Source organism: Amycolatopsis sp. NPDC003865 (assembly GCF_053605345.1).
Genome location: NZ_JBSGJA010000003.1, coordinates 155387 through 177932, shown reverse-complemented (window position 1 = coordinate 177932; position 22546 = coordinate 155387). Strand labels below are relative to the sequence as shown.

General features: G+C 70.3%; 24 protein-coding genes and 3 tRNA genes. 9 read left to right on the top strand and 18 right to left on the bottom strand.

Going from position 1 to position 22546, the window contains the following annotated elements:
• Positions 1-81 precede the first annotated feature (81 nt).
• Positions 82-945, bottom strand: coding sequence for a helix-turn-helix domain-containing protein (locus ACWEVP_RS09395; RefSeq protein WP_013222333.1), 864 nt, complete (start codon positions 943-945; stop codon positions 82-84).
• 236 nt (positions 946-1181) lie between these two features.
• Here ACWEVP_RS09395 and ACWEVP_RS09390 point away from each other — a divergent pair, with 236 nt between their 5' ends.
• Positions 1182-2102, top strand: coding sequence for an MBL fold metallo-hydrolase (locus ACWEVP_RS09390; protein ID WP_452062120.1), 921 nt, complete (start codon positions 1182-1184; stop codon positions 2100-2102).
• A gap of 85 nt (positions 2103-2187) precedes the next feature.
• A complete protein-coding gene (gene gndA / locus ACWEVP_RS09385) occupies positions 2188-3627 on the top strand; it encodes an NADP-dependent phosphogluconate dehydrogenase (RefSeq protein WP_452062119.1) in 1440 nt (479 codons plus the stop codon).
• 96 nt (positions 3628-3723) lie between these two features.
• Here gndA and ACWEVP_RS09380 read toward each other — a convergent pair whose 3' ends face one another.
• Genes ACWEVP_RS09380 through ACWEVP_RS09355 form a run of 6 tightly spaced genes read right to left on the bottom strand, consistent with a single transcriptional unit; the run spans position 3724 to position 9177 of the window.
• Positions 3724-4461, bottom strand: a complete 738-nt coding sequence (locus ACWEVP_RS09380) for a Clp protease N-terminal domain-containing protein (protein ID WP_452062118.1) — start codon at positions 4459-4461, stop codon at positions 3724-3726.
• Positions 4462-4513: 52 nt separating this feature from the next.
• Positions 4514-5683: a 4-hydroxybenzoate 3-monooxygenase gene (locus ACWEVP_RS09375; RefSeq protein ID WP_452062117.1), complete on the bottom strand. Its 1170-nt coding sequence runs from the start codon at positions 5681-5683 to the stop codon at positions 4514-4516.
• A complete protein-coding gene (locus ACWEVP_RS09370) occupies positions 5683-6906 on the bottom strand; it encodes an NAD(P)/FAD-dependent oxidoreductase (RefSeq protein ID WP_452062116.1) in 1224 nt (407 codons plus the stop codon). The genes ACWEVP_RS09375 and ACWEVP_RS09370 overlap by 1 nt, the downstream gene beginning before the upstream one ends.
• A gap of 24 nt (positions 6907-6930) precedes the next feature.
• A complete protein-coding gene (locus ACWEVP_RS09365; protein ID WP_452062115.1) occupies positions 6931-7722 on the bottom strand; it encodes an IclR family transcriptional regulator in 792 nt (263 codons plus the stop codon).
• A gap of 1 nt (position 7723) precedes the next feature.
• Positions 7724-8041, bottom strand: coding sequence for an NIPSNAP family protein (locus ACWEVP_RS09360; RefSeq protein WP_452062114.1), 318 nt, complete (start codon positions 8039-8041; stop codon positions 7724-7726).
• Positions 8038-9177 carry a 5-methyltetrahydropteroyltriglutamate--homocysteine S-methyltransferase gene (locus tag ACWEVP_RS09355; protein ID WP_452062113.1) on the bottom strand — a complete coding sequence of 380 codons (1140 nt, stop codon included), beginning with the start codon at positions 9175-9177 and terminating at the stop codon, positions 8038-8040. Before ACWEVP_RS09355 ends, ACWEVP_RS09360 begins: the two co-directional genes overlap by 4 nt.
• 119 nt (positions 9178-9296) lie before the next feature.
• Between ACWEVP_RS09355 and ACWEVP_RS09350 the strand changes: the two genes are divergently transcribed.
• Complete coding sequence (locus ACWEVP_RS09350) at positions 9297-10619, top strand: nucleobase:cation symporter-2 family protein (protein WP_452062112.1); 1323 nt, start codon at positions 9297-9299, stop codon at positions 10617-10619.
• On the opposite strand, the gene ACWEVP_RS09345 is transcribed toward ACWEVP_RS09350, so the two are convergent.
• Entirely contained in the window at positions 10570-11145 is a 576-nt protein-coding gene (locus tag ACWEVP_RS09345) for a TetR/AcrR family transcriptional regulator (RefSeq protein WP_452062111.1), read from the bottom strand. The two genes, ACWEVP_RS09350 and ACWEVP_RS09345, sit on opposite strands and share 50 nt — an antisense overlap.
• 87 nt (positions 11146-11232) lie before the next feature.
• Here ACWEVP_RS09345 and ACWEVP_RS09340 point away from each other — a divergent pair, with 87 nt between their 5' ends.
• Entirely contained in the window at positions 11233-11679 is a 447-nt protein-coding gene (locus tag ACWEVP_RS09340; protein WP_452062110.1) for a pyridoxamine 5'-phosphate oxidase family protein, read from the top strand.
• Here ACWEVP_RS09340 and ACWEVP_RS09335 read toward each other — a convergent pair whose 3' ends face one another.
• Entirely contained in the window at positions 11680-12192 is a 513-nt protein-coding gene (locus ACWEVP_RS09335) for a hypothetical protein (RefSeq protein ID WP_452062109.1), read from the bottom strand.
• Between the two features lie 170 nt (positions 12193-12362).
• On the opposite strand from ACWEVP_RS09335, the gene ACWEVP_RS09330 reads away from it, so the two are divergent.
• Both ACWEVP_RS09330 and ACWEVP_RS09325 read left to right on the top strand, forming a co-directional pair.
• Entirely contained in the window at positions 12363-13097 is a 735-nt protein-coding gene (locus ACWEVP_RS09330; protein ID WP_452062108.1) for a rhomboid-like protein, read from the top strand.
• A gap of 41 nt (positions 13098-13138) precedes the next feature.
• The gene (locus tag ACWEVP_RS09325) at positions 13139-15451 is read left to right on the top strand and encodes a sensor domain-containing protein (protein ID WP_452062107.1); all 2313 of its coding nucleotides are present in this window, start codon (positions 13139-13141) and stop codon (positions 15449-15451) included.
• Here ACWEVP_RS09325 and ACWEVP_RS09320 read toward each other — a convergent pair.
• The 3 genes from ACWEVP_RS09320 to ACWEVP_RS09310 form a co-directional block, all read right to left on the bottom strand.
• A complete protein-coding gene (locus tag ACWEVP_RS09320; RefSeq protein ID WP_452062106.1) occupies positions 15445-16230 on the bottom strand; it encodes an arylamine N-acetyltransferase family protein in 786 nt (261 codons plus the stop codon). The two genes, ACWEVP_RS09325 and ACWEVP_RS09320, sit on opposite strands and share 7 nt — an antisense overlap.
• Positions 16231-16263: 33 nt before the next feature.
• Positions 16264-16614: a YciI family protein gene (locus ACWEVP_RS09315; protein WP_452062105.1), complete on the bottom strand. Its 351-nt coding sequence runs from the start codon at positions 16612-16614 to the stop codon at positions 16264-16266.
• 107 nt (positions 16615-16721) lie between these two features.
• Entirely contained in the window at positions 16722-17294 is a 573-nt protein-coding gene (locus ACWEVP_RS09310) for a class I SAM-dependent methyltransferase (protein ID WP_452062104.1), read from the bottom strand.
• 1 nt (position 17295) lies between these two features.
• On the opposite strand from ACWEVP_RS09310, the gene ACWEVP_RS09305 reads away from it, so the two are divergent.
• Positions 17296-17580 carry a hypothetical protein gene (locus tag ACWEVP_RS09305; protein WP_452062103.1) on the top strand — a complete coding sequence of 95 codons (285 nt, stop codon included), beginning with the start codon at positions 17296-17298 and terminating at the stop codon, positions 17578-17580.
• A 39-nt stretch (positions 17581-17619) separates the two neighbouring features.
• Here ACWEVP_RS09305 and ACWEVP_RS09300 read toward each other — a convergent pair.
• From ACWEVP_RS09300 to ACWEVP_RS09280, 5 genes are all read right to left on the bottom strand, one after another.
• Positions 17620-17693 (bottom strand) — tRNA-Phe (locus ACWEVP_RS09300).
• A 31-nt stretch (positions 17694-17724) separates the two neighbouring features.
• Positions 17725-17798: transfer RNA gene (locus tag ACWEVP_RS09295), tRNA-Asp, on the bottom strand.
• Positions 17799-17824: 26 nt separating this feature from the next.
• A tRNA-Glu gene (locus tag ACWEVP_RS09290) sits at positions 17825-17897 on the bottom strand.
• 99 nt (positions 17898-17996) lie between these two features.
• Entirely contained in the window at positions 17997-18785 is a 789-nt protein-coding gene (locus tag ACWEVP_RS09285) for an SCO6745 family protein (protein ID WP_452062102.1), read from the bottom strand.
• A gap of 150 nt (positions 18786-18935) precedes the next feature.
• Positions 18936-19190: a hypothetical protein gene (locus ACWEVP_RS09280; RefSeq protein ID WP_364461157.1), complete on the bottom strand. Its 255-nt coding sequence runs from the start codon at positions 19188-19190 to the stop codon at positions 18936-18938.
• A gap of 898 nt (positions 19191-20088) precedes the next feature.
• On the opposite strand from ACWEVP_RS09280, the gene ACWEVP_RS09275 reads away from it, so the two are divergent.
• On the top strand, positions 20089-20526 hold the full coding sequence (locus tag ACWEVP_RS09275) for a hypothetical protein (RefSeq protein ID WP_452062101.1): 438 nt from the start codon (positions 20089-20091) through the stop codon (positions 20524-20526).
• Between the two features lie 124 nt (positions 20527-20650).
• Here ACWEVP_RS09275 and ACWEVP_RS09270 read toward each other — a convergent pair whose 3' ends face one another.
• The gene (locus ACWEVP_RS09270; protein WP_003097368.1) at positions 20651-20854 is read right to left on the bottom strand and encodes a cold-shock protein; all 204 of its coding nucleotides are present in this window, start codon (positions 20852-20854) and stop codon (positions 20651-20653) included.
• Positions 20855-21310: 456 nt separating this feature from the next.
• On the opposite strand from ACWEVP_RS09270, the gene ACWEVP_RS09265 reads away from it, so the two are divergent.
• The gene (locus ACWEVP_RS09265) at positions 21311-22522 is read left to right on the top strand and encodes a L,D-transpeptidase (protein ID WP_452062100.1); all 1212 of its coding nucleotides are present in this window, start codon (positions 21311-21313) and stop codon (positions 22520-22522) included.
• Positions 22523-22546 lie beyond the last annotated feature (24 nt).

The following is a 22546-nucleotide window of genomic DNA, read 5'->3' as shown; positions in this document are numbered from 1 at the left end:
ACTTCCGGTGGATTCCAGTGCAACAGACCGACTCTACCGAAAGTTGTTCACGGCCCTCGACACCTCGGACCGCCGTTCGCCCTATTGGAGCTGCTGCATCTGGGCGCGGTAACCCTCCGCAAGCTCCTTGAGGAACTGCCGCGTCTCCTGCCGCTCGAGCGCGGCTCCACGCAGCCGGTCCCACGAGTCGACGAAGATGTTGAAGTCCTTGACGTCGTCGAGGTACAGCCCGCCGGCGGAGTGCTCGATGTAGACGAAGTCCCGGGTGCGGTCCGGGAAGCGCATGATCGTGAAGTCGTTGGGCACCGCGGCCAGCCGCGCGCCGAACGGCAGTACGTGCACGTAGACGCGCGGGTGCTTCTCCAGGGAGAGCAGGTGCTCGACCTGGTCGAGCATCACCGCGGGCGCGTACCCGCCCGGCGCCCGGCGCAGCGCGCCTTCGCTGATGATGAAGCGGTAGTAGGGCGGCTGCTGCTGCTCGAACACCGCCTTGCGGTCGAGGCGGTTGCGGACCAGCGACGTCACGTCCGTCGCGCCGGCTTCGGTGAACTGCTTGAGCATGTAGTGCTCGGACTGCAGCGGGCCCGGGATGCGCTCACCGTGCCAGGTGAGGATCTCCGCGGCGGCGGGTTCCAGGTCGGTGAAGGTGCGGAACCAGTGCGGCACCACCGAGCGGTAGCCGGACCAGTGGCCGCGCTGCCCGGCGGCGGCCCGCGCCAGGTTCATCAGCGTGTCGGCCTCTTCGCCGTTGATCCCGAACGCGTTCAGCATGGATCGCACATCCCCGAGCTTCACCCCGACGGCACCGGACTCGATCTTGTTGACCTTGCCCTGGGTGCAGCCGAGGACCTCGGCGACCTGCTGCTGTGTCATCCGCGCCGCGGTGCGGGCATGCCGGAGCTCGTTGCCGAGCTGCTTCCGGCGCGAGGTGACGGTGCTGGCCATCGCCCTGCTCTCCCGGACCACTACCAAGCGACGACGGCCACCGGCCGCCGTCGCACGCGAACTATCGAACCCACCCAGGTTAGTGCTTCACCTTGCGGATCTCGATGATGACACCGCGCAGCGTTCCAGGAAACGGCGCGGAATGCCAGTCACCTGCGCAATCACTCGCCTGGACCAGCGAAATTCCGAATTATTCGGCCAACCGGCGGAGCCCGGCCTGGGGCATAGTGGGCGCCGTGACCGATCGCTCGCCCTCCGCCGCCACCGTCACCCGGCTGGCCGACCAGGTCCACGGCTACGTCCAGCCGGACGGCTCCTGGTACATCAACAACTGCGGCGTCGTCGACGCCGGCGACCACACCGTCCTCATCGACACGTGCTCGACCGAGCGACGGACGCGGGCGCTGCTCGCCGCGGTCGAAGCCGCCACCGGCAGCCCGGTGACGACGCTGGTCAACACCCACCACCACGGTGACCACACCAACGGCAACTACCTCGTCGAGGGCGCGACGGTGATCGGCCACCGCAAGACGCGCGAGCTGCTGGTCGCCGAGGGCATCCAGACCTACGAGGGCGTCTTCGTCGGCAGCGACTGGGGCGAGCTGCGGCCCCGGCCGCCGGAGGTCGTGTTCGACGACCGGCTCACCCTCTACGCCGGGGACGTCGAGGTGCAGCTGATCCACCCCGGCCACGCGGCCCACACGACCAACGACGTCCTGGTCTGGCTGCCGGAGCAGCGCGTGCTCTACGCCGGTGACCTGGTGTTCCACGGCGGCAGCCCGTTCGCGCTGATGGGCTCGGTGGCGGGCTGGCGCAAAGGCCTCGACGTCATCCGGGAGCTGTCTCCCGAAGTGATCCTGCCCGGTCACGGCGGGCCGTGCGGCCTGGACGTGGTGGACACGGTCGACCGGTACCTGGCCTTCGTCCAGCGGACGGCCGAACGCGGGAAGGCCGCCGGGCTGTCGCCGCTGGAGGTAGCGAAGGAGACGGACCTGGGCGAGTTCGCGGCGCTGAGCGAGCAGGAGCGGCTGCCGGGCAACCTGCACCGGGCGTACGCCGAGCTGGACGGCGCCGAGTGGGGCGCGCAGATCGACCTGGTCGCGGCGATCACCGACATGCTCGCCTTCAACAAGGGCCCGATCCGCTGCTTCTCCTGAACTGAGTGAGCCGTCGCTCCGTGGCCTTCCTTAGCGGCTCGATCGGACTAGTGTCTGAATCGAGCGAGACTTCGGAAGGATGCGGATGAGCAAGAAGGCGAGCATCGGGGTCACCGGCCTGGCGGTCATGGGCCGCAACCTGGCCCGCAACCTGGCCCGGCACGGCCACACGGTGGCCCTGCACAACCGGTCCGAGGAGCGGACCCGCGCGCTGGTGGAGCAGTTCGGCGACGAGGGCGACTTCATCCCGGCGTACTCCGCGCAGGAGTTCGTCAACGCGCTGGAGCGGCCGCGCCAGGTCGTGATCATGGTCAAGGCGGGCGGCCCGACCGACGCCGTCATCGAGGAGTTCGCGCCGCTGCTCGAAGAGGGCGACGTGATCATCGACGCCGGCAACGCGCACTTCGCCGACACGCGCCGCCGCGAGAAGGCGCTGCGCGAACGCGGCCTGCACTTCGTCGGCAGCGGCGTCTCGGGCGGCGAGGAAGGCGCGCTGCACGGGCCGAGCATCATGCCCGGCGGCTCGAAGGAGTCGTACGAGTCGCTCGGCCCGCTGTTCGAGGACATCTCGGCGAAGGTCGACGGCGAGCCGTGCTGCACGCACATCGGCGCGGACGGCGCCGGCCACTTCGTCAAGATGGTGCACAACGGCATCGAGTACGCCGACATGCAGCTGATCGCGGAGTCGTTCGACCTGCTGCGCCACGCCGGCGGCTACTCCCCCGCCGAGATCGCCGACGTGTTCCGCACCTGGAACACCGGGCGGCTCGACTCCTACCTGATCGAGATCACCGCCGAGGTGCTCGCGCACGTCGACCAGGCGACCGGCAAGCCGTTTGTCGACATCGTCGAGGACGCCGCCGAGCAGAAGGGCACCGGACGCTGGACGGTGCAGATCGGCCTCGACCTCGGTGTCCCGATCTCGGGCATCGCCGAAGCCGTCTTCGCGCGTTCGCTGTCCGGGTCCAAGCCGCTGCGCGCGGCGGCCCGCGGGCTCGGCGGCCCTTCGGCGGCTCCGCTGTCCGGGTCGTCGCTGGAGCGCTTCGCCGACGACGTCGAGCAGGCGCTGTACGCGTCGAAGGTGGTCGCGTACGCGCAGGGCTTCAACCAGATCCAGGCAGGCGCGACCGAGTACGGCTGGGACATCGACCTCGGCAAGGTCGCCTCGATCTGGCGCGGCGGCTGCATCATCCGCGCGAAGTTCCTCAACGACATCACCTCCGCCTACGCCGAGGAGCCGCAGCTGCCGACGCTGCTCACCTCGGGCGGCTTCCGCAAGGCGGTCGAGGACGCGCAGGACTCGTGGCGTTCGGTGATCTCGACGGCGGTCCAGCTCGGCATCCCGACGCCGGGCTTCTCGACGGCGCTGGCGTACTACGACGGCCTCCGCGCCGACCGGCTGCCGGCGGCGTTGGTCCAGGGCCAGCGCGACTTCTTCGGCGCCCACACCTACCGCCGGGTGGACCGCGAAGGCTCGTTCCACACGGCCTGGGCCGCCGACGGCCGCCCGGAGTCCGAAGCCTGACCGGCCGCTGCTCTGGCCGGGAAGACCCCCTGGTCCCACCCGGTCAGAGCAGCGTCACCAGGACCACCGCGAGCAGCGCGGCGGCCAGCAGGAGCCTCACTGCCCCCGGGCGGCGAGGAGTTCCGCCAGCACCTCCACGATTTTCGCCTCGGCCTTGTCCTTCTTGACCCCCAGGCCGTCGAGCACCTCGAAGCCACTGCCTTCGCCCTGTTCCAGCAGGGCCAGCAGCATGTGCTCGGTGCCGATGTAGTTGTGCCCGAGCCGCAGGCCTTCACGCATGGTCAGCTCGAGGGTCTTCTTGGCGGCGGCGGAGAACGGGACCACGTTGGGCACCGGGTCGACCGGCTCGGGCAGCCGCGCTTCGGCGGCTTCGCGGACGGCGTCCAGCTGCACGCCCTGGGCCAGGATCGCCCCGGCCGCCAGCGCGGCGGGCTCGGTCAGCAGGCCCAGCACGATGTGCACGGTGTCGATCTCCGGGCTGGCGTGCTCGACGGCCGCCTTCTGGGCCTCGACGACGACGTGCCGCGCCCGGTCGGTGTAGCGGCCGTAGACGCGCTCGATCGTCCCGGACGGGTCGCCGCCCGGATCGACCTTGGGCACGAACCGCTTCTGCGCGGCCTGCTTGGTCACGCCCATGCTGGCGCCGATGTCGGTCCAGGACGCCCCGGACCGCCGGGCCTGGTCCACGAAGTGGCCGATGAGGTGGTCGGCAACCTCGCCGAGGTGCTGACCCACGTACACGGCGTCGGTCAGCTGGGCGAGGGCGTCCTTTTCGTTGTTGCTCTTGATCGCGCTGATGAGGTCGTCGAGCTTGATCTGGGTGGGTTCGGTCATGCCGTCAACTGTAGGTTGACGCACTCACCGCGTCAACCGTGGGTTGACGATCTCAGGCGAACGGCAGCCCGACGTAGTTCTCGGCCAAGCTGGTCGCCGCCGCGCGCGACGACGTCGTGTAGCGCAGCTGCGACAGCTGCAGCTGCCGAGCGAAGCCGTCGGCGTGCGGGTCGGTGTGCAGCATCGTCGTCATGAACCACGAGAAGTGCTCGGCCCGCCAGACCCGGCGCAGGCAGGTGTCCGAGTAGGCCGCGGCCAGGGACTCGTCCCCGCGCAGCAGCGCTTCCAGGGCCCGGGACAGCACCCGGACGTCGGCGATCGCCAGGTTCATGCCCTTCGCGCCGGTCGGCGGGACGATGTGGGCCGCGTCGCCGGCCAGGAAGAGGTGGCCGTGGCGCAGCGGCTCGGCGACGAAGCTGCGCATCGGCGTGATGCCCTTGTCGAGGATCGGGCCTTCCCGCAGCGTGAATTCGCCCTCGACCTCCAGGCGGGCCGTCAGCTCCGCCCAGATCCGGTCGTCGGACCAGTTCGCCAGGTCGTCGTGGGGATCGACCTGGAGGTAGAGGCGGGTGATCTCCGGCGTCCGCATGCTGTGCAGCGCGAACCCGCGTTCGTGGTGGACGTAGATGAGTTCGTGGTGCGACGGCGGGGTCTGCGCCAGGACTCCGAGCCAGGCGAACGGGTATTCGCGCTCGTACACGGTCAAACTGTCCGCGATGGACGGACGCGAGCTGCCGTGGAAGCCGTCGCAGCCCGCCACGGCGTCGCAGTCGATGGTCCGCGAAACCCCGTCGGAGTCCCGGTAGCGCACGACCGGCCGCGCTGTGTCCACATCGGACAGAGTGACGGCCGAGACCTCGTAGGAGATCGGCCACCCGCGGGCCTCGTGGGCGTCGATGAGGTCCTTGACGATCTCCTGCTGGCCGTACACGGTGATGCGCCGTCCGGTCAGCTCGGTCAGCGCGATCCGGTGGTCGGCGCGGTCGAACCGCAGCGACAGGCCCTCGTGCGGCATGCCTTCGGCGGCCAGCCGGTCGCCGAGGCCCAGCGACGTCAGCAGCTCGACGGTCGGCTGTTCGCACACCCCGGCCCGCACGCGCTGCCGGACGTACTCGCGGTCGCGGGCTTCCAGCACCACGCAGTCGATCCCGGCTTCGTGCAGGAGGAAGGACAGCAGCAGCCCGGCCGGGCCGGCGCCGATGACGGCGACCTGGGTGCGCATCACGCCGCCCGCGTCTTCAGGTGCGCCTTCAGGTCGAACGCGCTCGCTTCGAGGTCCGCGTACGCGGGTTTCGGGTCGGCGGTGAACAGGCGCCGCGCGGCGATGTGGTCCGCCGGCCGGTTGACCGACTCGACGGCGATGAGGACGTCGTCCCGGAAGGACAGCACGGAGAACTTGCCCGCGGCCCGGTCACCCGCGACGACCGTCTTGTCGGCGCCGGACAGGATCCCGGCGATCTGCAGCTTCGCGCCCGCCTGGTCGGTCCAGAACCACGGCAGGCTCGTGTACGGCTCCGGCGTGCCGGTGATCGCCGCGGCCACGCAGCGGGCCTGGTCGACGGCGTTCTGCACGGACTCCAGCCGGGTCGCCGCGCCCGCCTGCACGCACGGGAAGTTGGCGCAGTCGCCGATCGCGAAGATCCGCGGGTCCGCGGTGCGCAAGTGCTCGTCCACGACGACGCCGTTGTCCACGGGAAGGCCGGCTTCGGCGGCGAGCGTCGTCTCCGGCACGACGCCGACGGCGACCACGACCAGGTCGGCGGGCAGCCGGGTGCCGTCGGACAGCTCGACCTCACGCACTCGCGAGTCGCCGTGCAGCGCCGAGACGCCCTGGCCGAGCAGGACGGTGTGCCCGGCTTCGCGGTGCAGCGCCGCGAAGTAGGCGGAGATCTCCGGCGTCGCGACGCGGTTGAGCAGCCGGTCCTGGGCCTCGACGATCGTCACCGGACGGCCGGCGTGCGAGGCGAACTCCAGCCCGATGAACCCGCCGCCGACCACGACGACGTTCTCCGCGCCCGCCAGTGATTCGCGCAGCTTGTCGGCGTCGTCACGGGTGCGCAGGGTCAGCACGCCCGGCAGGTCCGCGCCGGGCACGGGCAGCGTCCGGTTGCGCGCGCCGGTGGCCAGAACCATGTGGTCGTAGGCCAGTTCGGTGCCGTCTTCGAGGCGGACCTTCGACGCGGGCCGGTCGATCGCGGCGACCCGCCCCCCGAACAGCGTGATGTCCTTCTCCGTGAAGAAGTCCTCGCCGCGCAGGTGGAGCTGCTCCAGTCCGGCGGTCCCGGCCAGGTAGGCCTTCGAGAGCGGCGGCCGCTGGTACGGCACACCCGGCTCGTCCCCGATCAGCACGACCCGGCCGTCGAAGCCGCGGTCCCGCAGCGACGCGACGGCCTGGAACCCGCTCTGCCCCGCTCCGACGACGAGGACCGTGTTCTGTGCACCCATGCCTGCCATCCGACCACAAGCGTCTCAAGCCGTCGAGGAGTCGCCTGAGGACCGCAGCGCCCGGGGCGCCCCGAGCACCCGCGAGATGCCGCGCGCGGCGGCCCGGACGGCCGGGACCAGCGTCCGCGGGTCCGTTCCCTCGGCCGGGACGACCACGGAGATGGCCGCGACGACCTCGTCCGTCGAGTCGTGGACCGGAGCCGCCACCGAAAGGGAGACGAGCTCGACCTGGCCGTCGCTGATCGCGTAGCCGTCGCGGCGGACGTCGGCCAGCACGCGCCGCAGCTGCGCGGCCGCGGTGACCGTCTTCGGCGTGAACGTCTTGAGCGGCCCGGCCAGGACCTCCTCCTGCACCTCGGCGGGGGCGTGCGCGAGCAGCACCTGGCCGACGCCGGTGGCGTGCGCGGGCAACCGGCCGCCGACGCGGGTCAGGACGTTGACCGCGCCGCGGCCGGAGATGCGCTCGACGTAGACGACCTCCGGCCCGTCGAGCACCGCGAGCTGCACGTTCTGGTGCGTGGCCTCGTAGAGGTCCTCGAGGAACGGCATCGCGCTCTCCCGCAGCTCGGCGCCGTGCGGGGCGAGCGACGCGACCTCCCACAGCCAGAGCCCGACGCGGTAGCCGCCTGCTTCGTCGCGGACGAGCGCGCCGCGCCGGGTCAGTTCGCCGGCGATCCGGTGGGTCGTCGAGAGCGGCAGCCCGGCGCGGCGGCTGAGTTCGGACAGCGTGAGCCGCGGCCGTTCGGCCGTGAACGCGCCCAGCAGGTCGAGGACGCGGTCCACGACCGACGGCGGCCGCTTCGCGCTGTGTCTCACTTCAGAGGTCGTCGTCCGGGAGCAGCGGGCGCATGAACGACCGCCGGTACCGCACCACGCAGCCGCTTTCGTCGCGGATCTTGTCGGCCTCGACGAAGTCCGGGTCGACGCCGAACAGCGTCCGGTAGCGCTCGTACGCGGCGAGGCTCTCGAAGCTGAACAGCGCGCGGGCCTCGTCGCTCGCCCCCTCCGACGGCAGGAAGTAGCCGTGGTGGATGCCGCCTTCGCGCTGCACCAGCCGCATCCACGCGGCGGCGAAGCGTTCGAAGTCGGCGAGCTTCGCGGGGTCGATGACGTAGTCGACGACGCAGGTGATCACTTGCCGCCCCACACGCGGTCGGCCGTGGCCACGATCAGCTCGAGCTTGCGCAGCTGGTCGTCCGGGGTGAGGTCGTTGCCCTCCTCGGTCGAGGAGAACCCGCACTGCGGCGACAGGCACAGCTGGTCGATGTCGACGTACCGCGACGCCTCTTCGATCCGCCGCACCAGGACGTCCGGGTCCTCCAGCTCCGGGCGCTTGGTCGTGACCAGGCCGAGGACGACCTTCTTGTCCTTGGGCACGAACCGCAATGGCTCGAAGCCGCCGGAGCGTTCGTCGTCGAACTCCAGGAAGAACCCGTCGACGGCCAGGTCGCCGAACAGCGCCTCGGCGACGAACTCGTAGCTGCCCTCGGCCGCCCACGACGACCGGAAGTTGCCCCGGCACAGGTGGGTCGTCACGGTCAGGTCCTCGGGTCGGCCGTCCAGGGCCGCGTTCATCGTCGCGATGTTGCGCAGGTGCTGGGTGTCCGGGTCGCCGCCCATCCGCGCGACGAGCTCCCGCTGCGCCGGGTCGTTCAGGTAGGCGAGGCTGGTGTCGTCCAGCTGCAGGTACCGGCAGCCGAGGCCGTGCACCGCGCCGACCTGCGCCTGGTAGGCGGCGCTGAGGTCGGCGAAGAACTCTTCGAGGTCCGGGTAGACGCTTTCGCTGACCGCCGCCCGGCCGCCGCGGTAGTAGACCATGCTCGGCGACGGGATGGTCAGCTTCGGCGTCACGCCGGGGTCCACATGGGACTGCAGGAACTCGAAGTGCTCGGCGAAGATCGGCTCGTCGAGCCGCACCTTGCCGTCGACCTGCAGGCCCGGCGGGCTGAATTCGAGGTCGCCCGCCAGGTTGTGGAACTTGACGTGCAGCCGCTCGTCGCTCTTCGAGATGCCGCCGAGCGAGTAGATGAAGTCCATGTGCCAGGAGGCACGCCGGAATTCGCCGTCGGTGGCCGAGCTCAGCCCGGCCGCCTTCTGCATCTTGATGACGTCGCGGATCGCGTCGTCCTCGACCGCGCGGAGCTGCTCCGCACCGATCTCGCCGCTTTCGCGCCGCCGCCGCGCGTCACGCAGCACCGGGGGCCGCAGGAGGCTCCCGACGTGATCGGCGCGAAACGGCGGGCCCACCTGGGAAATACCGCCCGAAGTCATGCACCGATGGTCACACATTCCCGGCTTCCGCGCCGCCCCCCTGAAACAAGTTCATGACCCAGGGGACTTGCCACCGTCACGTCCTGCCCTTCTACTGTGCCGGGGAAAGGGGCCTGTGCATGACGAAACACCCGGTCGACGAAGTCCTGCCCGCCGGGCGGCTGGCGCTGCTCGGCCTGCAGCACATGTCGATCATGTACGCCGGTTCGGTCGCGGTACCGCTGATCGTCGGCAGCGCGCTGAAGCTGGACCCGGCGACGATCGGGCTGCTGGTCAACGCGGACCTGCTGGTGGCGGGCATCGCGACGCTGATACAGGCGATCGGCGTCGGGAAGCTGCTCGGCATCCGGCTGCCGGTGGTGGCGGGTGCGACGTTCAGCGTCGTGAACCCGATGATCCTGATCGCCTCGCAGTACGGCCTGCCCGCGGTCTACGGCGCGATGCTGGCGTCCGGCGTGTTCGGGCTGCTCATCGCCAGACCCTTTGCGCGGCTGATCCGGTTCTTCCCGCCGCTGGTCACCGGGACGCTCCTGCTCGTCATCGGCGTCTCGCTGCTCGGTCCGGGAGCGGGCCTGATCGCGGGCAACGATCCGACCGCGTCCGACTACGCGGCCCTGTCGCACATCCTGCTCGCGTTCGGCGTGCTCGCGCTGCTGATCCTGTTCACGCGGGTGCTGCGCGGGTTCGCCAACCAGATCGGGCCGCTGCTGGCGCTGGCGATCGGGCTGGTGGTCGCGATCCCGATGGGGCTGGTGCACTGGGACGGCCTCGGCGCGGCGAGCTGGTTCGGGCTCGCGTCGCCGTTCCACTTCGGCGCCCCGACGTTCCCGGTCGCCGCGGTGCTGTCGATGTGCGTGGTCATGCTGGTGACGTTCACCGAGTCGACCGCCGACATGATCGCCGTCGGCGAGATCACCGGGCGGCCGCCGACGGACTCCGACCTCGCGCGCGGCCTCGCCACCGACGGCTTCTCGGCCGTGCTCGGCGGCGTCATGAACTCGTTTCCCGACACGGCGTTCGCGCAGAACGTCGGGCTGGTGAGGATGACGGGGGTGCGCAGCCGCTGGGTGGTCGCGGTGACCGGCGGGATCTTGGTGCTGATGGGCCTGGTGCCGAAGATCGGCGCGTTCATCGCGGCGATCCCGCAGCCGGTGGTCGGCGGGGTCGCGGTCGTCATGTTCGCGATGGTCGCCGCGGTGGGCGCGCAGAACCTGCGCACGGTGGAGTTTTCCGGCAACCACAACACGTTCATCGTCGCGGTCGCCCTGGGCGTCGGGCTGCTGCCGGCGTTCGCGCCGAAGATCTTCCAGCACTTCCCCGCGTGGCTGCAGACGATCTGCGGCAGCTCGATCACGGTGGCGGCGGTGCTGGCGTTCGCGTTGAACCTGCTGTTCAACCACCTCGGCCGTCGGTCGGAGCCGGATCTGCTGGAAGCGCCCTGAGCAACCGCTCGACGAGCCGGGCCCCGATGCCCGGCTCGACCGGGCGCTTGAACAGCACGCGCAGGTAGAGCGGGGCCAGGACGAAGTCGAGGAGCTCGTCGACCGTCGGCACCTCCTCGCCACGCGCCGCGGCCCTGTCGAGCGTCGCCTGCAGGTCTTCGCCGCGGGCCTTGAGGTACTCGGCCGGTTGCTGGTCCGGCCCCAGGGTGGCGACGAGCGCGCGCAGCAGGATCTGGCCGCGCGGGTCGCACATCGAGCGTTCGATGCCCTCGACCCAGCCGAGCAGGTCGCCGCGCAGCGAGCCGGTGTCCGGGATCGGTGACGTCGCGCGCAGGCGCGTCACGGCGGCGTCGAGCAGCAGCTGCTCGCGGCTGCCCCAGCGCCGGTAGACGCTCGTCGGGTTCACGCCCGCCCGCTCGGCGATCTTGGGGATCGCCGCGTTGATCTCGCCGATCGCGAGCAGCTCGACGACGGCGTCGTGCACGGCGTCTCGGACGCGGGCGCTGCGGCCGCCGGGTCGGGTCACGGGACCAGCCTAAAGCAAACGTGCTTGCTTTTGCAGTCCGGCCGTGGCTACCGTTAAGGCAAATCGGATGGCTTTAGGGAGGCCTCGGTGCCCCGCAAGATGACAGTCGAAGAGCGTGAAGAGTTCCTCGCCCGGCCGCAGGTAGGCGTGCTCAGCGTTGCCGCCGAGCCCGGCCGGGCCCCGCTGACCACGCCGATCTGGTACCGCTACGAGCCGGGCGGCGACGTCGTCGTGATGACGTCACCGGGCTCGCGCAAGAACCGGCTGATCGAGGCGGCCGGCCGGTTCGCGCTGTGCGTCCAGCAGCAGGACGGCGACTACAAGTACGTCTCGGTCGAGGGCCCGGTGGTGAAGACGTGGCCCATGACGAAGGCGGAGCGGCACGAGATGGCGGCTCGTTACCTACCCTCGGGCATCAGCGAGGCCTACACCGACGCGACCGACGGCACCCACGGGAAGAACATCGCGATCGTGATGCGCCCGGAGCGCTGGAACACGCGGGACTTCAGCGATTTCGCGGAACAGCTGACCTGATCACCAGCAGATGATCAGGATGCACGACGGCTTCGGCTTCGGGGTCGTCGTCGTGTGCGGCGGCTGCTGGCCGCCGGGCGGGATCGTCGAGGTCGGGGTGACCGAGCCGGACGGGTCGCCGCTGGTCGGCGTGGTGGTCGTCGTCGCGGGATCGGCGCTGCTCTCGGGGGGCGAGTCGCGGCCCGGCACCTCGGTGACGGTCTCGCGGGGCACGCCGGCGCCCGGGACGACGTCACCGCCGCCGGTGCCGCCCTCGGGCGGGGAGTCCGTGGCCTGGTCGGCGCCACCCAGGCCGGTGGTGCGCTGCGGGAACGGGATGACCTGGATCTGGTCGACGGGGGACGCGTTCTCGGTGCCCTTGCCGCCGAGCCCGACCAGCACGGCCGCGGCGCCGCAGCCGATGACGACGGCGAGCATCACCGCGAGCACCCGCCACCGCGACTGCCCCGGTCCTGAACGCTCGCCCCAGCCCTCGCGCACGAGCAGCTCGGCGACCGATACCTCGTCGTTCACCCCGGCAGACCTTCCCGAGAGGCCTTTCGGCCGACATCGTGGCCGTATTTTTACCGCACAAGCCCCCCGAACGGGTGAGATTCTGGCAAAAACTCGTCACGTAACGAAAACCTTGACTGTGGGTGACATTCCACAGCGGATTCACAGCTGCGGTTCGGCATGCTCCCAGCATGACCGGCGAAGCTCAGAGCATGCTGCTGAAAGCCGATCGGCCGGTCCCCCGGATCGCCGTCCCGCGCCGGTGGCAGCTGATCCCGAACCCGAAGTCGACCCCGTTCACGTTCGGCTACCTCGTTCTGTTGCTCGGCACGACGCTGGTGATCGAGTTCGCCGACCCGGAGCTGACCGGGCGGCTGCTCCAGCTGTCCAGCACCGACGCCCACAACCTGTGGCGGCGGCCGCTGACCTCGCTGCTGACCAGCGCGCTCTGGCTGTCCGACGAAGGCTGGCTGGCCTACGTCGTGATCTTCACGATCGCCGTCGCGCCGCTGGAACGCCGGTTCGGCGCCCGCCGCGCGGCGACCGTGTTCTTCTCCGGCCACGTGCTGGCCACGCTCGTCACCGAGCTGCCGGTGATGGCCTTGATCAGTGCCCACGTCCTGCCGGGCTCGGCGGGGCACTGGCTCGACATCGGCGTCAGTTACGGCTTCTTCACCACGGCCGGCGCGCTCGTGTTCCTGCTGCGCGGCCGCGCCCGGCTGGTGGCGCTGGCCGTCATGGAGGCGTTCATCGCCGTGATCTGGCTGAGCGACGACCCGATGACGCTCGATTCGATCGTCACGCTGCTCGGCCACGCGTTCGCCGCGCACTTCGGCCTGCTGTTCTGGGGGCCGCGGCTGCGCGGCGCTTCCGCAGGCCGGGCCGGGGTTTCGGCGGGTAGGCAGGCGCCGGAGTCGGTGGTGTAATCGACCGAGCCACACGCCGACTGCCGGGGGGACGGACGCTCATGCAGGCAGACTCCCTCGCCGAACTGGTCGAGCTGAGTCCGGACGCGATCTGCGTCCACGAGAACGGCGTCCTCACCTATGCCAACCGCGCCGCGCTCGAGACGTTCGCCGCGTGCTCGGCCGACGAGGTCGTCGGCCGCCGGTTCACCGACTTCGTCGCCGAGGAGTCGCGGGCGGCCGTGGTCGGGAAGCTGGCGAGGCTGACCGAACCGGGGCAGGCGAGCGAGCCGGTCGAAGCGCTGATGTCGCGGCTGGACGGGAGCAAGTTCGCCGTGGAGACGGTGTCGGTGCGCCTCGGCGGACCGGCCGCATACCAGGTCGTCATGCGGGACATCACGGCGAAGAAGGCGGCCGCGGACGCCCTGCGCTACCAGGCCGCGCTGGTGTCGCACGTCAGCGACGCGCTGATCGCGACCACCGGCGAAGGGGTCGTGACCAGCTGGAACCCGGCCGCGGAAGCGGTGTACGGCTGGACCGCGGCCGAAGCCGTCGGACGGCGGGCGAGTGAGCTGGTCGGCGCGCCGCTGGACCTGAGCGGCGGCGGGGTCACCGAGGCGGTGCACCGGCGACGGGACGGCGCGCCCCTGGCGGTCCGCGTTTCGGCAGCGGAGATGAACGACGGGTACGTGCTCGTGTGCGCGGATGAAACCGCGCGGCGGCGGGCCGAGCAGAACTACCGCACGGTCGTCGCGTCGCTCGACGAAGGCGTGCTGGTGATGGGGCCGGGCGGGCTCATCGAGGCCGCGAACCCGGCCGCGTGCCGGATCATCGGCGTCGCCGAAGCCGACCTGATCGGCGTGCCGTGCCACACGCTGGTGCTGTTCACCGAGGCCGGGCACTGGATCCCGCCGGACGAGACGCCGTCGGTGCGGACGCGGCGGACCGGCGTCACGCACAACGGCCTGGTGGTGCGGTTGCGCCGGCCCGACGGCCGCGACGTCTGGGTGTCACTGACCTCGCGGCTGCTCAACCCCGACGACCCGGCGGCGCTGGCGGTGGTGACGTCGTTCACCGACATCACCGAGACCCGCGCGATCAGCGCGCAGCTCGCGCACGACGCCACCCACGACCCGCTGACCCGGCTGGGCAACCGGACGCTGGTGCTCGACCGGCTCGCCGCCGACCGGCGCGGCGCGGTCACCGTGCTGTTCCTCGACCTGGACAAGTTCAAGGTCATCAACGACTCGCTGGGGCACTCGGTCGGCGACCAGGTGCTGCGGATCGTCGGCGAGCGCCTGCGCCGCTGCTCCGGCCGCGACGACCTGGTCGGGCGGCTCGGCGGCGACGAGTTCGTCGTCGTGACCGGCGAAGTCACCGAGCCCGGCGAGGTGCGGGCGCTGGCCGAGCACCTGCGTTCCGCGCTGGCCGAGCCGATCGGCGTGCTCGGCAGGCAGCTGCACCTCGACGCGAGCATCGGCGTCGTGCTCGTGCCGACCGCGGACCGCCGCAGCGCCGAGGACCTGCTGCGCGACGCGGACGTGGCGATGTACCAGGCCAAGACACTCGGCCGCGGCCGGCACCACTTCTTCGACGTCGGCCTGCGCGAGCGGATGCAGCGGCGGCTGCGGATGGAGCAGGACCTGCGCGACGCGGTGCACGACAGCCAGCTCTGGCCCGCCTACCAGCCCGTCGTCGACCTGCGGACCGGGGAGATGGTCGCGGTCGAGGCGCTGCTGCGCTGGACGCACCCCCGCCACGGCGCGATCTCGCCCGCGGAGTTCATCCCGCTGGCCGAGGAGAGCGACCTGATCAACGTGATCGGCAAGGAGATGCTGCGCGCGACGACGCGGGAGCTGGCCGCGCGGCGGGCCGGGCAGGGCTTGGACCTGACGTTGAAGGTCAACTTGTCGACGCGCCAGCTCGACGACCCGCACCTGGTGCCGGCGGTGCGGGACGCGCTGGCGCACACCGGGCTGCCGGCCGGCGCGCTGTGCCTGGAGGTCACCGAAAGCGCGTTGATGCGCGACCAGGAAGCGGCCGCGGAGGTGCTCGCGTCGTTGAGGTCGCTGGGCGTGCTGCTGGCGATCGACGACTTCGGCACCGGCTATTCGTCGCTCGCGCAGCTGCGACGGCTGACGCTGGACACGCTCAAGATCGACCGTTCGTTCATCACCGGGATCGCGGAGTCGCGGGACGCCGAAGCGATCGTCACGAGCATCATCGCCATGGCGCACGCGGTCGACCTGACGGTGATCGCCGAGGGTGTCGAATCCGCGGAGCAGGTGGATCTGCTGCGCGCGCTGGGGTGCGACCAAGCGCAGGGCTACCACCTCGGCCGTCCGGTGGCGGCGGCCGAGCTGTTCGGTCAGTAGACCTCCAGGAGGCGCTCCAGCTCGTCCGGCGTCAGTTCGATGCCGAAGTCCTTGAGGGTGGCGTCGAGCTCGTCGGGGCCGATCGTGGTGGTTTCCCTGGTGCCGCCGGGCTTTTCGACGGTGAGTTCGCGTCCGAGGAGCTTGCGGCTGACGCCGGGTTCGAGCGTCATGATCACCAGCCGGCCGGTGAACGGCGACTTCGGGTGCGTCGAGGTGTAGTGGTGGTAGACCTCGTAGTCGATGGGGTGCATGCCGTCGAGCCGGAAGTCCAGCAGGTCTTCGTCGCCCTTTTTGAGCGTCCACCAGCCGTTCTGTTCGGCGAGCCGGTGCGGCCAGCCGGCCTGGTCGGTTTCCTGGCCGTCGACGAGCGGCATCGGGGCCAGGATCCCGGCGCCGAAGCCGACATCGGCGTGAAAGCGTTTCCCGTCGGCCTCGGCCACGAGCGTCATGTGGGTGTAGGGCCCGGGCCGCCGCGGCTGGACGCGCGCGGCGAGCCGGTGGACGCGGTAGCCGAGCTGCTCGAGGACGGCGGCGAAGAGGCCACTCTGCTCGTAGCAGTAGCCGCCCCGCCGCCGTCCGACGAGTTTCGCGTGCACGACGTCGAGCGAAATCCCCTGGTGCTGCCCGAGAACGACGTCGACGTTCTCGAACGGGATGGTCCGGACGTGGGCGCGCATCAGGTCGGTGAGCGCTTCTTCGGACGGCGGCCGTCGTCGTTGCCCGACCCTGGTCAGGTAGGCGTCCAGGTCGACGGCATCGGTGCCCCACTCGGTGGTCATGCGTCCAGCGTGCACCCTCGACCTTGATCGAGGTCAACCCTCGTGGACGACCTTCCGCACTTCGACGGCGGTGTACTGGGCATCGGGGATGAGGGCGGCGAGTTCGACGGCGCGCGCCTCGGTCTCGACGTCGACGAGGTAGTAGCCGCAGAAGAAGGCTTCGGTCTCGATGAAGGCACCATCCCGGACGTCGGCGGCGCCGTCCTTGACGCGCACGGTCTTGGTCTCGGCCGGTTCGGCGAGTGCTTTGGTCCCGGCCATTTCGCCGGTGCCGGTGATGAGCTTGATGAAGTCGCCGTGTCCTTCGTAGACGCCGTTCTTCTGGTCGTCGGTGAGGGTGGCCCAGAGGGTGGGGTTCATGTGGAGGGCAAGGAGGTATCGCACGTCGGCTCCCCGGTGCAGGTGGCGGCCCGGGCCGGGCTGCCGTTCGCCGGGTGGTCGTCGCGGGTCTCCGGGACCGGACACGGCGGTTTCGGGTTCACTCGTTCGGCCTAGTACCGGCTGAGGAGGAGGTACCGCTGGTCGTCGATTTCCTTGCCCCAGAGGGCGGGGTCGTCGAGCACCCGGACGTCGGCCTCCTGCCGGTGGGCTCGGACGAGGGCTCGGCATTCGTCCGTGGTGAGCCCGGCACCGGTGAACCAGCGGCCTTCGACGAGGACGAGGCGGCCCCCGGGGTTGAGCAGCCGGACCCATTTCCCGACGGCGGCACCCGGGTCGGGCATGGCCCAGAGAACGTGCCGCGCGAGGACGACGTCGAAGGTTCCGGTGACGGGCGGGTCGGCGACGTCACCGAGGCGGAAGTGGACAGCGCCCTTGGCTTTTTTCCTTGCCACGTCGAGCATCCCGGCGGAGGAGTCGAGGCCGAGGACGGCGTGGCCGGCCTCGGCGAGGAGAACGGAGAGGCTCCCGGTGCCGCACCCGAGGTCGACGATCTCGGCGTTCCCCGCCGGCATCAGCGGGAGGAGGAGGTCGGCCCAGGCTTTCCGGACGACGGGGTCGCCGAGACCGTGGTCGGGTTGCTCGTCGAAGGAGGCGGCCTCGGCGTCCCAGGGGTTCGGCGTCACGGTGGAATACTCTCGCGGTGCGGAACAAGGCGGCCGCAGGACCGGCCCTCCGCGCGCCGACGACTACCTCGCGAACGCGTTCGTCCCACCCCGGACCGCCGGCTCCGGCCTCGCGTCCTTCGCGCTGCGTGGCACCACACCGGGAGCGCTCGTGTCACCGGCGGTGGGGTGCTGGCTGATCGTCGACGACGCCGGCCCGTACCGGATCGAGGAGGGGACGGTCGTCGTGGTCACCGAGGGCCCGCAGCCGGTCGGGGACTTCCACGTCGAGGAAGTCCGCCCATGAAAAAACCGCCCCGAGTCTTCGGGGCGGTTTTCGTTGCGGTGGCCAGGGCCGGGGTCGAACCGGCGACCTTCCGCTTTTCAGGCGGACGCTCGTACCAACTGAGCTACCTGGCCGGGAACGCCGGCGAGGAGCCGAACGATCTTGCGACCCTGACGGGACTCGAACCCGCGACCTTCGCCGTGACAGGGCGACGCGCTAACCAACTGCGCCACAGGGCCTTGCATCTATCCACTACAGTACTGCGTACTCCCAACGGGATTCGAACCCGCGTTGCCGCCTTGAAAGGGCGGAGTCCTAGGCCGCTGGACGATGGGAGCCCGGCCGGTTTCGGGTGACCGACCGACCGCGCTCTCAGGTCCCCCCGGGAGCGATTACAAGCATAGGGCACGCCGCCACCGCTTTGCAGCGGGGGTTACTTAAGTCCCGGGCGCCGCCACGACCTGCGCAAACAGCTCCGCCAGCCGGCGATCGAGCTCCGCGCGCTCCGGCTCGGTCAACGCCGACTCGATCAGCTCGCCGATCCGGTCGTCGGTGAGGGCCTCGGCGCGGTGCCAGCGGTCGCGCAGATCGGGCTTGCGCTCGGCCGCCGCGACGAGCTCGTCCGCGGCCTCCGCCGGCCACGCCGTGCGCAGCAGCCGCTCGCGACCGCCCTCCGGGTCCGCGATCACCGCTTCCGGCACGGTCAGCCCGACCGCCCGCAGCGCCGCGAAGTGCAGGCCGCCGCGCAGTTCGCGGAAGAGCATGAGCGCGAACCCGAGCCGCTCGACGTCGCCCGCCGGACGCTCCGCGTGCTGCCAGCCGGCGAACAGCGCCAGCCCGCTGGCGTCCGCGGTGTCGGCGACGCGGAACAGCAGCTCCGCCAGACGGCCGGGCTCCGATACGGCCGAAAGGTTGACGCGTGACCACCGAGCCGATGACTCGGCGTAGGCACGGACGGACGCAGGCGCGTCGAGGGCCGCCGCCGCGGGCGGCAGGACGAACTCGAACAGCCAGTGCGGGAAGATCCCGAACAGCTCCGCGGCGACCTTCGGCGGGACGTCCCCGAGCACGGCCGAGCGACCCCGGACGTAGAGCGAGCGCGCCGGCAACCCGGCCTCCGCCTCGACCGCCGCCAGCTCCGGCGACGTCATGAACTTGCCGCCCAGCACCTGGACGACCGGCCGGATCCGGTTGGCCAGCCCCGCCGCGCCTTCGATCGTCGTCATGTCCGTCCCCTTTCGACCCGGCAAACGTAACACTGTTACGAAACCCGCGTCAAGGAACGCCGACGACCTCGCGAATCACTCACCGGAAACGGCGACAACCAGCAGGAACATCACCGGACAGGCCCGGCGGAACACCGCCGGGCCCCGACCTCAACGCTGGACCGGCGCCTGCCCGTCCTCATCCAGATTCAACCCCAGCATCTCCAGCAACTGCGCACAGTCCTCGACCCCCAGCGCACCATTCGCCACCGCCAGCCGAGCCCGCCGGACCTGATCATCCGACACCCGCTGCGCATCCGCGGCACCACTCCGCTGAGCCGGCAACCCCCCGGCAAACGGAGCACTCCCCCCATCGGCACCTTCGTACCGAAGGAGGAACTGCCGCACTTCAACAGACCCGCTCATAGCCCCTCCACACGGCTCACAACAGCTTGGCCGCGAGGCTAACCAGCACCGGCCGCCACACACAGCCCCCCGGAGAGTGAACCTGAGGCCACGCTCCGCTCAACGCAGCGCAACCGGCACAACGGAAGAAGCCCACCACCCGAACGACGGTCACCTGGGCCGGAAGTGACACCCCACGCGGAAATTTCCCGCTCTCCACTCGCCCAGGCGCAGAACTCGTGCAACAATCGAAGTGCTGACACACCCCCGGTCAGCGCCTGTGGAGATCCCCTCCGACCCCCGCGTTCCTCCCCCTGGCGCGGGGGTCCTCCATTTCTCGGGCCTGCTCGGGCTTCGCCCTTCGCCTGCCCGATTCATTCCGGTGTGCCGACCCGGGGGGCCGAGCCCCCCGGACCCCCCACGGTGCGTCTCTCGCGGCTTTTCGGGGCGGCCGGGATCGCCTCGGGCGCTTCGCGCCCTGGCGACCTTTCCTGCGTCTCCCGGTTGCCTCGCCCTGGCGACCTTTCCTCCGTTTCCTGGTTGGCTCGCCCTGGTCGGCCGCCTCTCTCGTTGCGGCTCGCGTCTTCCGCCCTCGCTCTGGCGCCGCCTCGCTCGGCTTTGGTGCGTCGCTCGGCGCGCATCGGTGGCTCTCGGCCGTGCCGCTCGGCAGCCTCTATTTGCCGCTCGCCGCTCCGCCTTGGTGCCTTGCTTCCGTTGCTCGATTGAGCGTGCGCGGGCTTGCTACCTCGGTGAACCGCGCTTCTTTGCCTTGATCGACCCTTTGCGTTAGGGGGCTGTTGCGCTGCGTTTTCTTGCGCTAGTCCGTTCGGGGAGCCGCTGGGCTGATCGGGGCGACCGCTTGGCGTGTTGTGGCTCACAGTGGTTTGTGTGGTGAGACCTAACCGTTATCGTGGCTGGCGTGCCTCTTCCCTCCCTTGGCCGCTTGAGCAGCCGGACGAACCTCAAAGCCGCGTCCCCCGGACGCCATCGTGGTGCCGCGAAGCCTGCGGATGATGGCGTTGTCGAGGACAAGGAACTCACCTCCTACCTCGCCGCACTCGCGCCCGATGCCGACAACGAGAGCACTGGCTCCGGCAAGCGCTTCGGCGAGGCGCAGGTCATCCAGCTCCGGATGAGCCTCATCGCCAACCAGCAGCTGAAGGACATCGCCGCCGAGCGGGAGATCTCGCCCCAGGCGCTCGCCCAGGAATGGATCCTCGAGCGGCTCAACTGGGAAGGCCAGGCGACCTCGCTGCAGGACCAGCGGCAGCAGCACGCCGGCGACCTCAGCGACCTCACCGACGAGTTCCACTTCCCCGCCGACGCCTTCGACGCGCCGGCCCTCGGACGGCGCTGACGAGACGGCGCTGACGAGACGGCGCTGACTAGACGGCGCCGACCAGAACACGAGAAAGGGCCCCCGGCGATCGAATCGCCGGGGGCCCTTCGCTCAGGCCTTTGAAACGCAGAGGGCCTGGTTGTCAGATCGCGCGGACCTTCTGGGCCTGCGGACCCTTCTGACCCTGGCCGACCTCGAACTCCACCCGCTGGTTCTCCTCGAGGGTGCGGAAGCCGCGGCCCTCGATCTCCGAGTAGTGAACGAACACGTCGCCTTCGCCGCCGTCCTGCGCGATGAAGCCGAAGCCCTTCTCCGCGTTGAACCACTTCACAGTGCCTTGCGCCACCGCTGTACTCCTCGTTACACAGATCCGCTTCGAATGCCACCGAAGCGGCACCCCGACCGTCCCGGGCGGTTCCAACGAGTCGAGTCAAGAGCGGTTCGGCTCCATGGCTCGCGTCAGAAGTTCCGCGAGTGTGAAGCCACTAACACGCAAAACGACGGCCTGAGAGCAGACTACCGGGATCTGGCCAAAGTTGAACCCCGTGATCGAGGCGAAAACCGCCTGTCCGGGCCAAGGTCACCGGAACGTCGTAGGGCTCCCGGCACGTTCTGTCGGACCCACCGGATAGTCTTGCGCAGCACAGCGACACCGTGATCACCGGATACGGCTCGGAGTCGCCCGTGCCCCCTCAGTGAAAGGCCTCCCGGACCTTTGTGACCTTCGTCACGCGACTGTTGCTCAACGTCGCCGGTCCACGGGACGTCTCGATGAGGGGAAGCACCAAAGGGGCAAAGGGGAATGGGTGTGACGGTGAGGACTTCCACGCGGCGCCGGGGCGCGGCAGTGGCACTGGGCTTGGTCGCGGTACTCACGCTGGGGGCGTGCAGCAGCGAACCGACGGTGTCGGCGAGCGGGACGTCGGGCGGGGGCCCGACCCAGTCGCCCGCGCCCACCGCGCAGCCGGCGAAGCTGACGGTGACGCCGGCGGGCGGCGCCCAGGACGTGCCGCCCGGCGAGCCGGTCGAGGTCAAGGTCGACAGCGGCACGATCGTCTCGGTCACGCTGACCAACCCGGACGGCAAGCAGGTCCAGGGTCAGACGTCGGCGGACAAGAAGAGCTGGAACACCACCGAGCAGCTCGGCTACGGCAAGACCTACACGTGGTCCGGCCAGGTCAGCGGCTCCGACGGCAAGAACGTGCCGATCAGCGGCGCGTTCACCACGGTGAAGCCGAAGCGGCAGATGTCGGCCAGCCTGAACGTCGGCGACGGGCAGACGTACGGCATCGCGATGCCGATCGCGCTGAGCTTCCCGAGCCGCGTCACCGACAAGGCGTCGGTCGAGAAGGCGCTGTCGGTCGAGACCACGCCGAAGACCGAGGGCTCGTGGGGCTGGACCGACGGTGACACCTCGGTGCACTGGCGGCCGAAGGAGTACTACAAGCCGGGCACCACGGTGAAGGTCAACGCCAAGATCTACGGCGTCAAGGTCGGTGAGGGCACCTACGGCAAGCAGGACGTCTCGGCCAGCTTCACCATCGGCCGCTCGCAGATCGTCAAGGGCAACACCCAGCAGCACACCATGCAGGTGATCCGTGACGGCCAGCAGATCGCCGACTACCCGGTGAGCTACGGCCTCGACTCCGACCCGGGCCGGGTCACCCACAGCGGTGTGCACGTGGTGATGGGCAAGCAGGCGACGTACGCGATGAGCAACCCGAAGTACCACTACGAGAACGTCGTGGTGCCGTGGGCGGTCCGGATCTCCAACAACGGCGAGTTCATCCACGGCCTGGCGGCGTCGGTCTGGGCGCAGGGCAAGAAGAACGTCTCGCACGGCTGCCTGAACCTCTCGCCGGCGCGGGCGAAGGAGTACTACGACGGCGTGCTCACCGGCGACCCGGTGGAGATCACCGGCAGCACGCAGACGCTGAGCGCGAAGGACGGCGACTACAGCGACTGGACCTACGACTGGGCGAGCTGGCAGAAGCTGTCCGCGCTCGCGGGCTGACACCACCGAGGCAGCACCGGGCGG

Excerpts from the sequence above, each read along its gene's own strand:
- ACWEVP_RS09370 (WP_452062116.1), bottom strand. The coding sequence starts at position 6,906 with ATGGGTGCACAGAACACGGTCCTCGTCGTCGGAGCGGGGCAGAGCGGG.
- ACWEVP_RS09325 (WP_452062107.1), top strand. The coding sequence starts at position 13,139 with ATGCAGGCAGACTCCCTCGCCGAACTGGTCGAGCTGAGTCCGGACGCG.
- ACWEVP_RS09380 (WP_452062118.1), bottom strand. The coding sequence starts at position 4,461 with ATGACCGAACCCACCCAGATCAAGCTCGACGACCTCATCAGCGCGATC.
- ACWEVP_RS09330 (WP_452062108.1), top strand. The coding sequence starts at position 12,363 with ATGACCGGCGAAGCTCAGAGCATGCTGCTGAAAGCCGATCGGCCGGTC.
- ACWEVP_RS09280 (WP_364461157.1), bottom strand. The coding sequence starts at position 19,190 with ATGAGCGGGTCTGTTGAAGTGCGGCAGTTCCTCCTTCGGTACGAAGGT.
- ACWEVP_RS09350 (WP_452062112.1), top strand. The coding sequence starts at position 9,297 with ATGACGAAACACCCGGTCGACGAAGTCCTGCCCGCCGGGCGGCTGGCG.
- ACWEVP_RS09285 (WP_452062102.1), bottom strand. The coding sequence starts at position 18,785 with ATGACGACGATCGAAGGCGCGGCGGGGCTGGCCAACCGGATCCGGCCG.
- ACWEVP_RS09355 (WP_452062113.1), bottom strand. The coding sequence starts at position 9,177 with ATGACTTCGGGCGGTATTTCCCAGGTGGGCCCGCCGTTTCGCGCCGAT.
- ACWEVP_RS09320 (WP_452062106.1), bottom strand. The coding sequence starts at position 16,230 with ATGACCACCGAGTGGGGCACCGATGCCGTCGACCTGGACGCCTACCTG.
- ACWEVP_RS09265 (WP_452062100.1), top strand. The coding sequence starts at position 21,311 with ATGGGTGTGACGGTGAGGACTTCCACGCGGCGCCGGGGCGCGGCAGTG.
- ACWEVP_RS09395 (WP_013222333.1), bottom strand. The coding sequence starts at position 945 with ATGGCCAGCACCGTCACCTCGCGCCGGAAGCAGCTCGGCAACGAGCTC.
- ACWEVP_RS09375 (WP_452062117.1), bottom strand. The coding sequence starts at position 5,683 with ATGCGCACCCAGGTCGCCGTCATCGGCGCCGGCCCGGCCGGGCTGCTG.
- gndA (WP_452062119.1), top strand. The coding sequence starts at position 2,188 with ATGAGCAAGAAGGCGAGCATCGGGGTCACCGGCCTGGCGGTCATGGGC.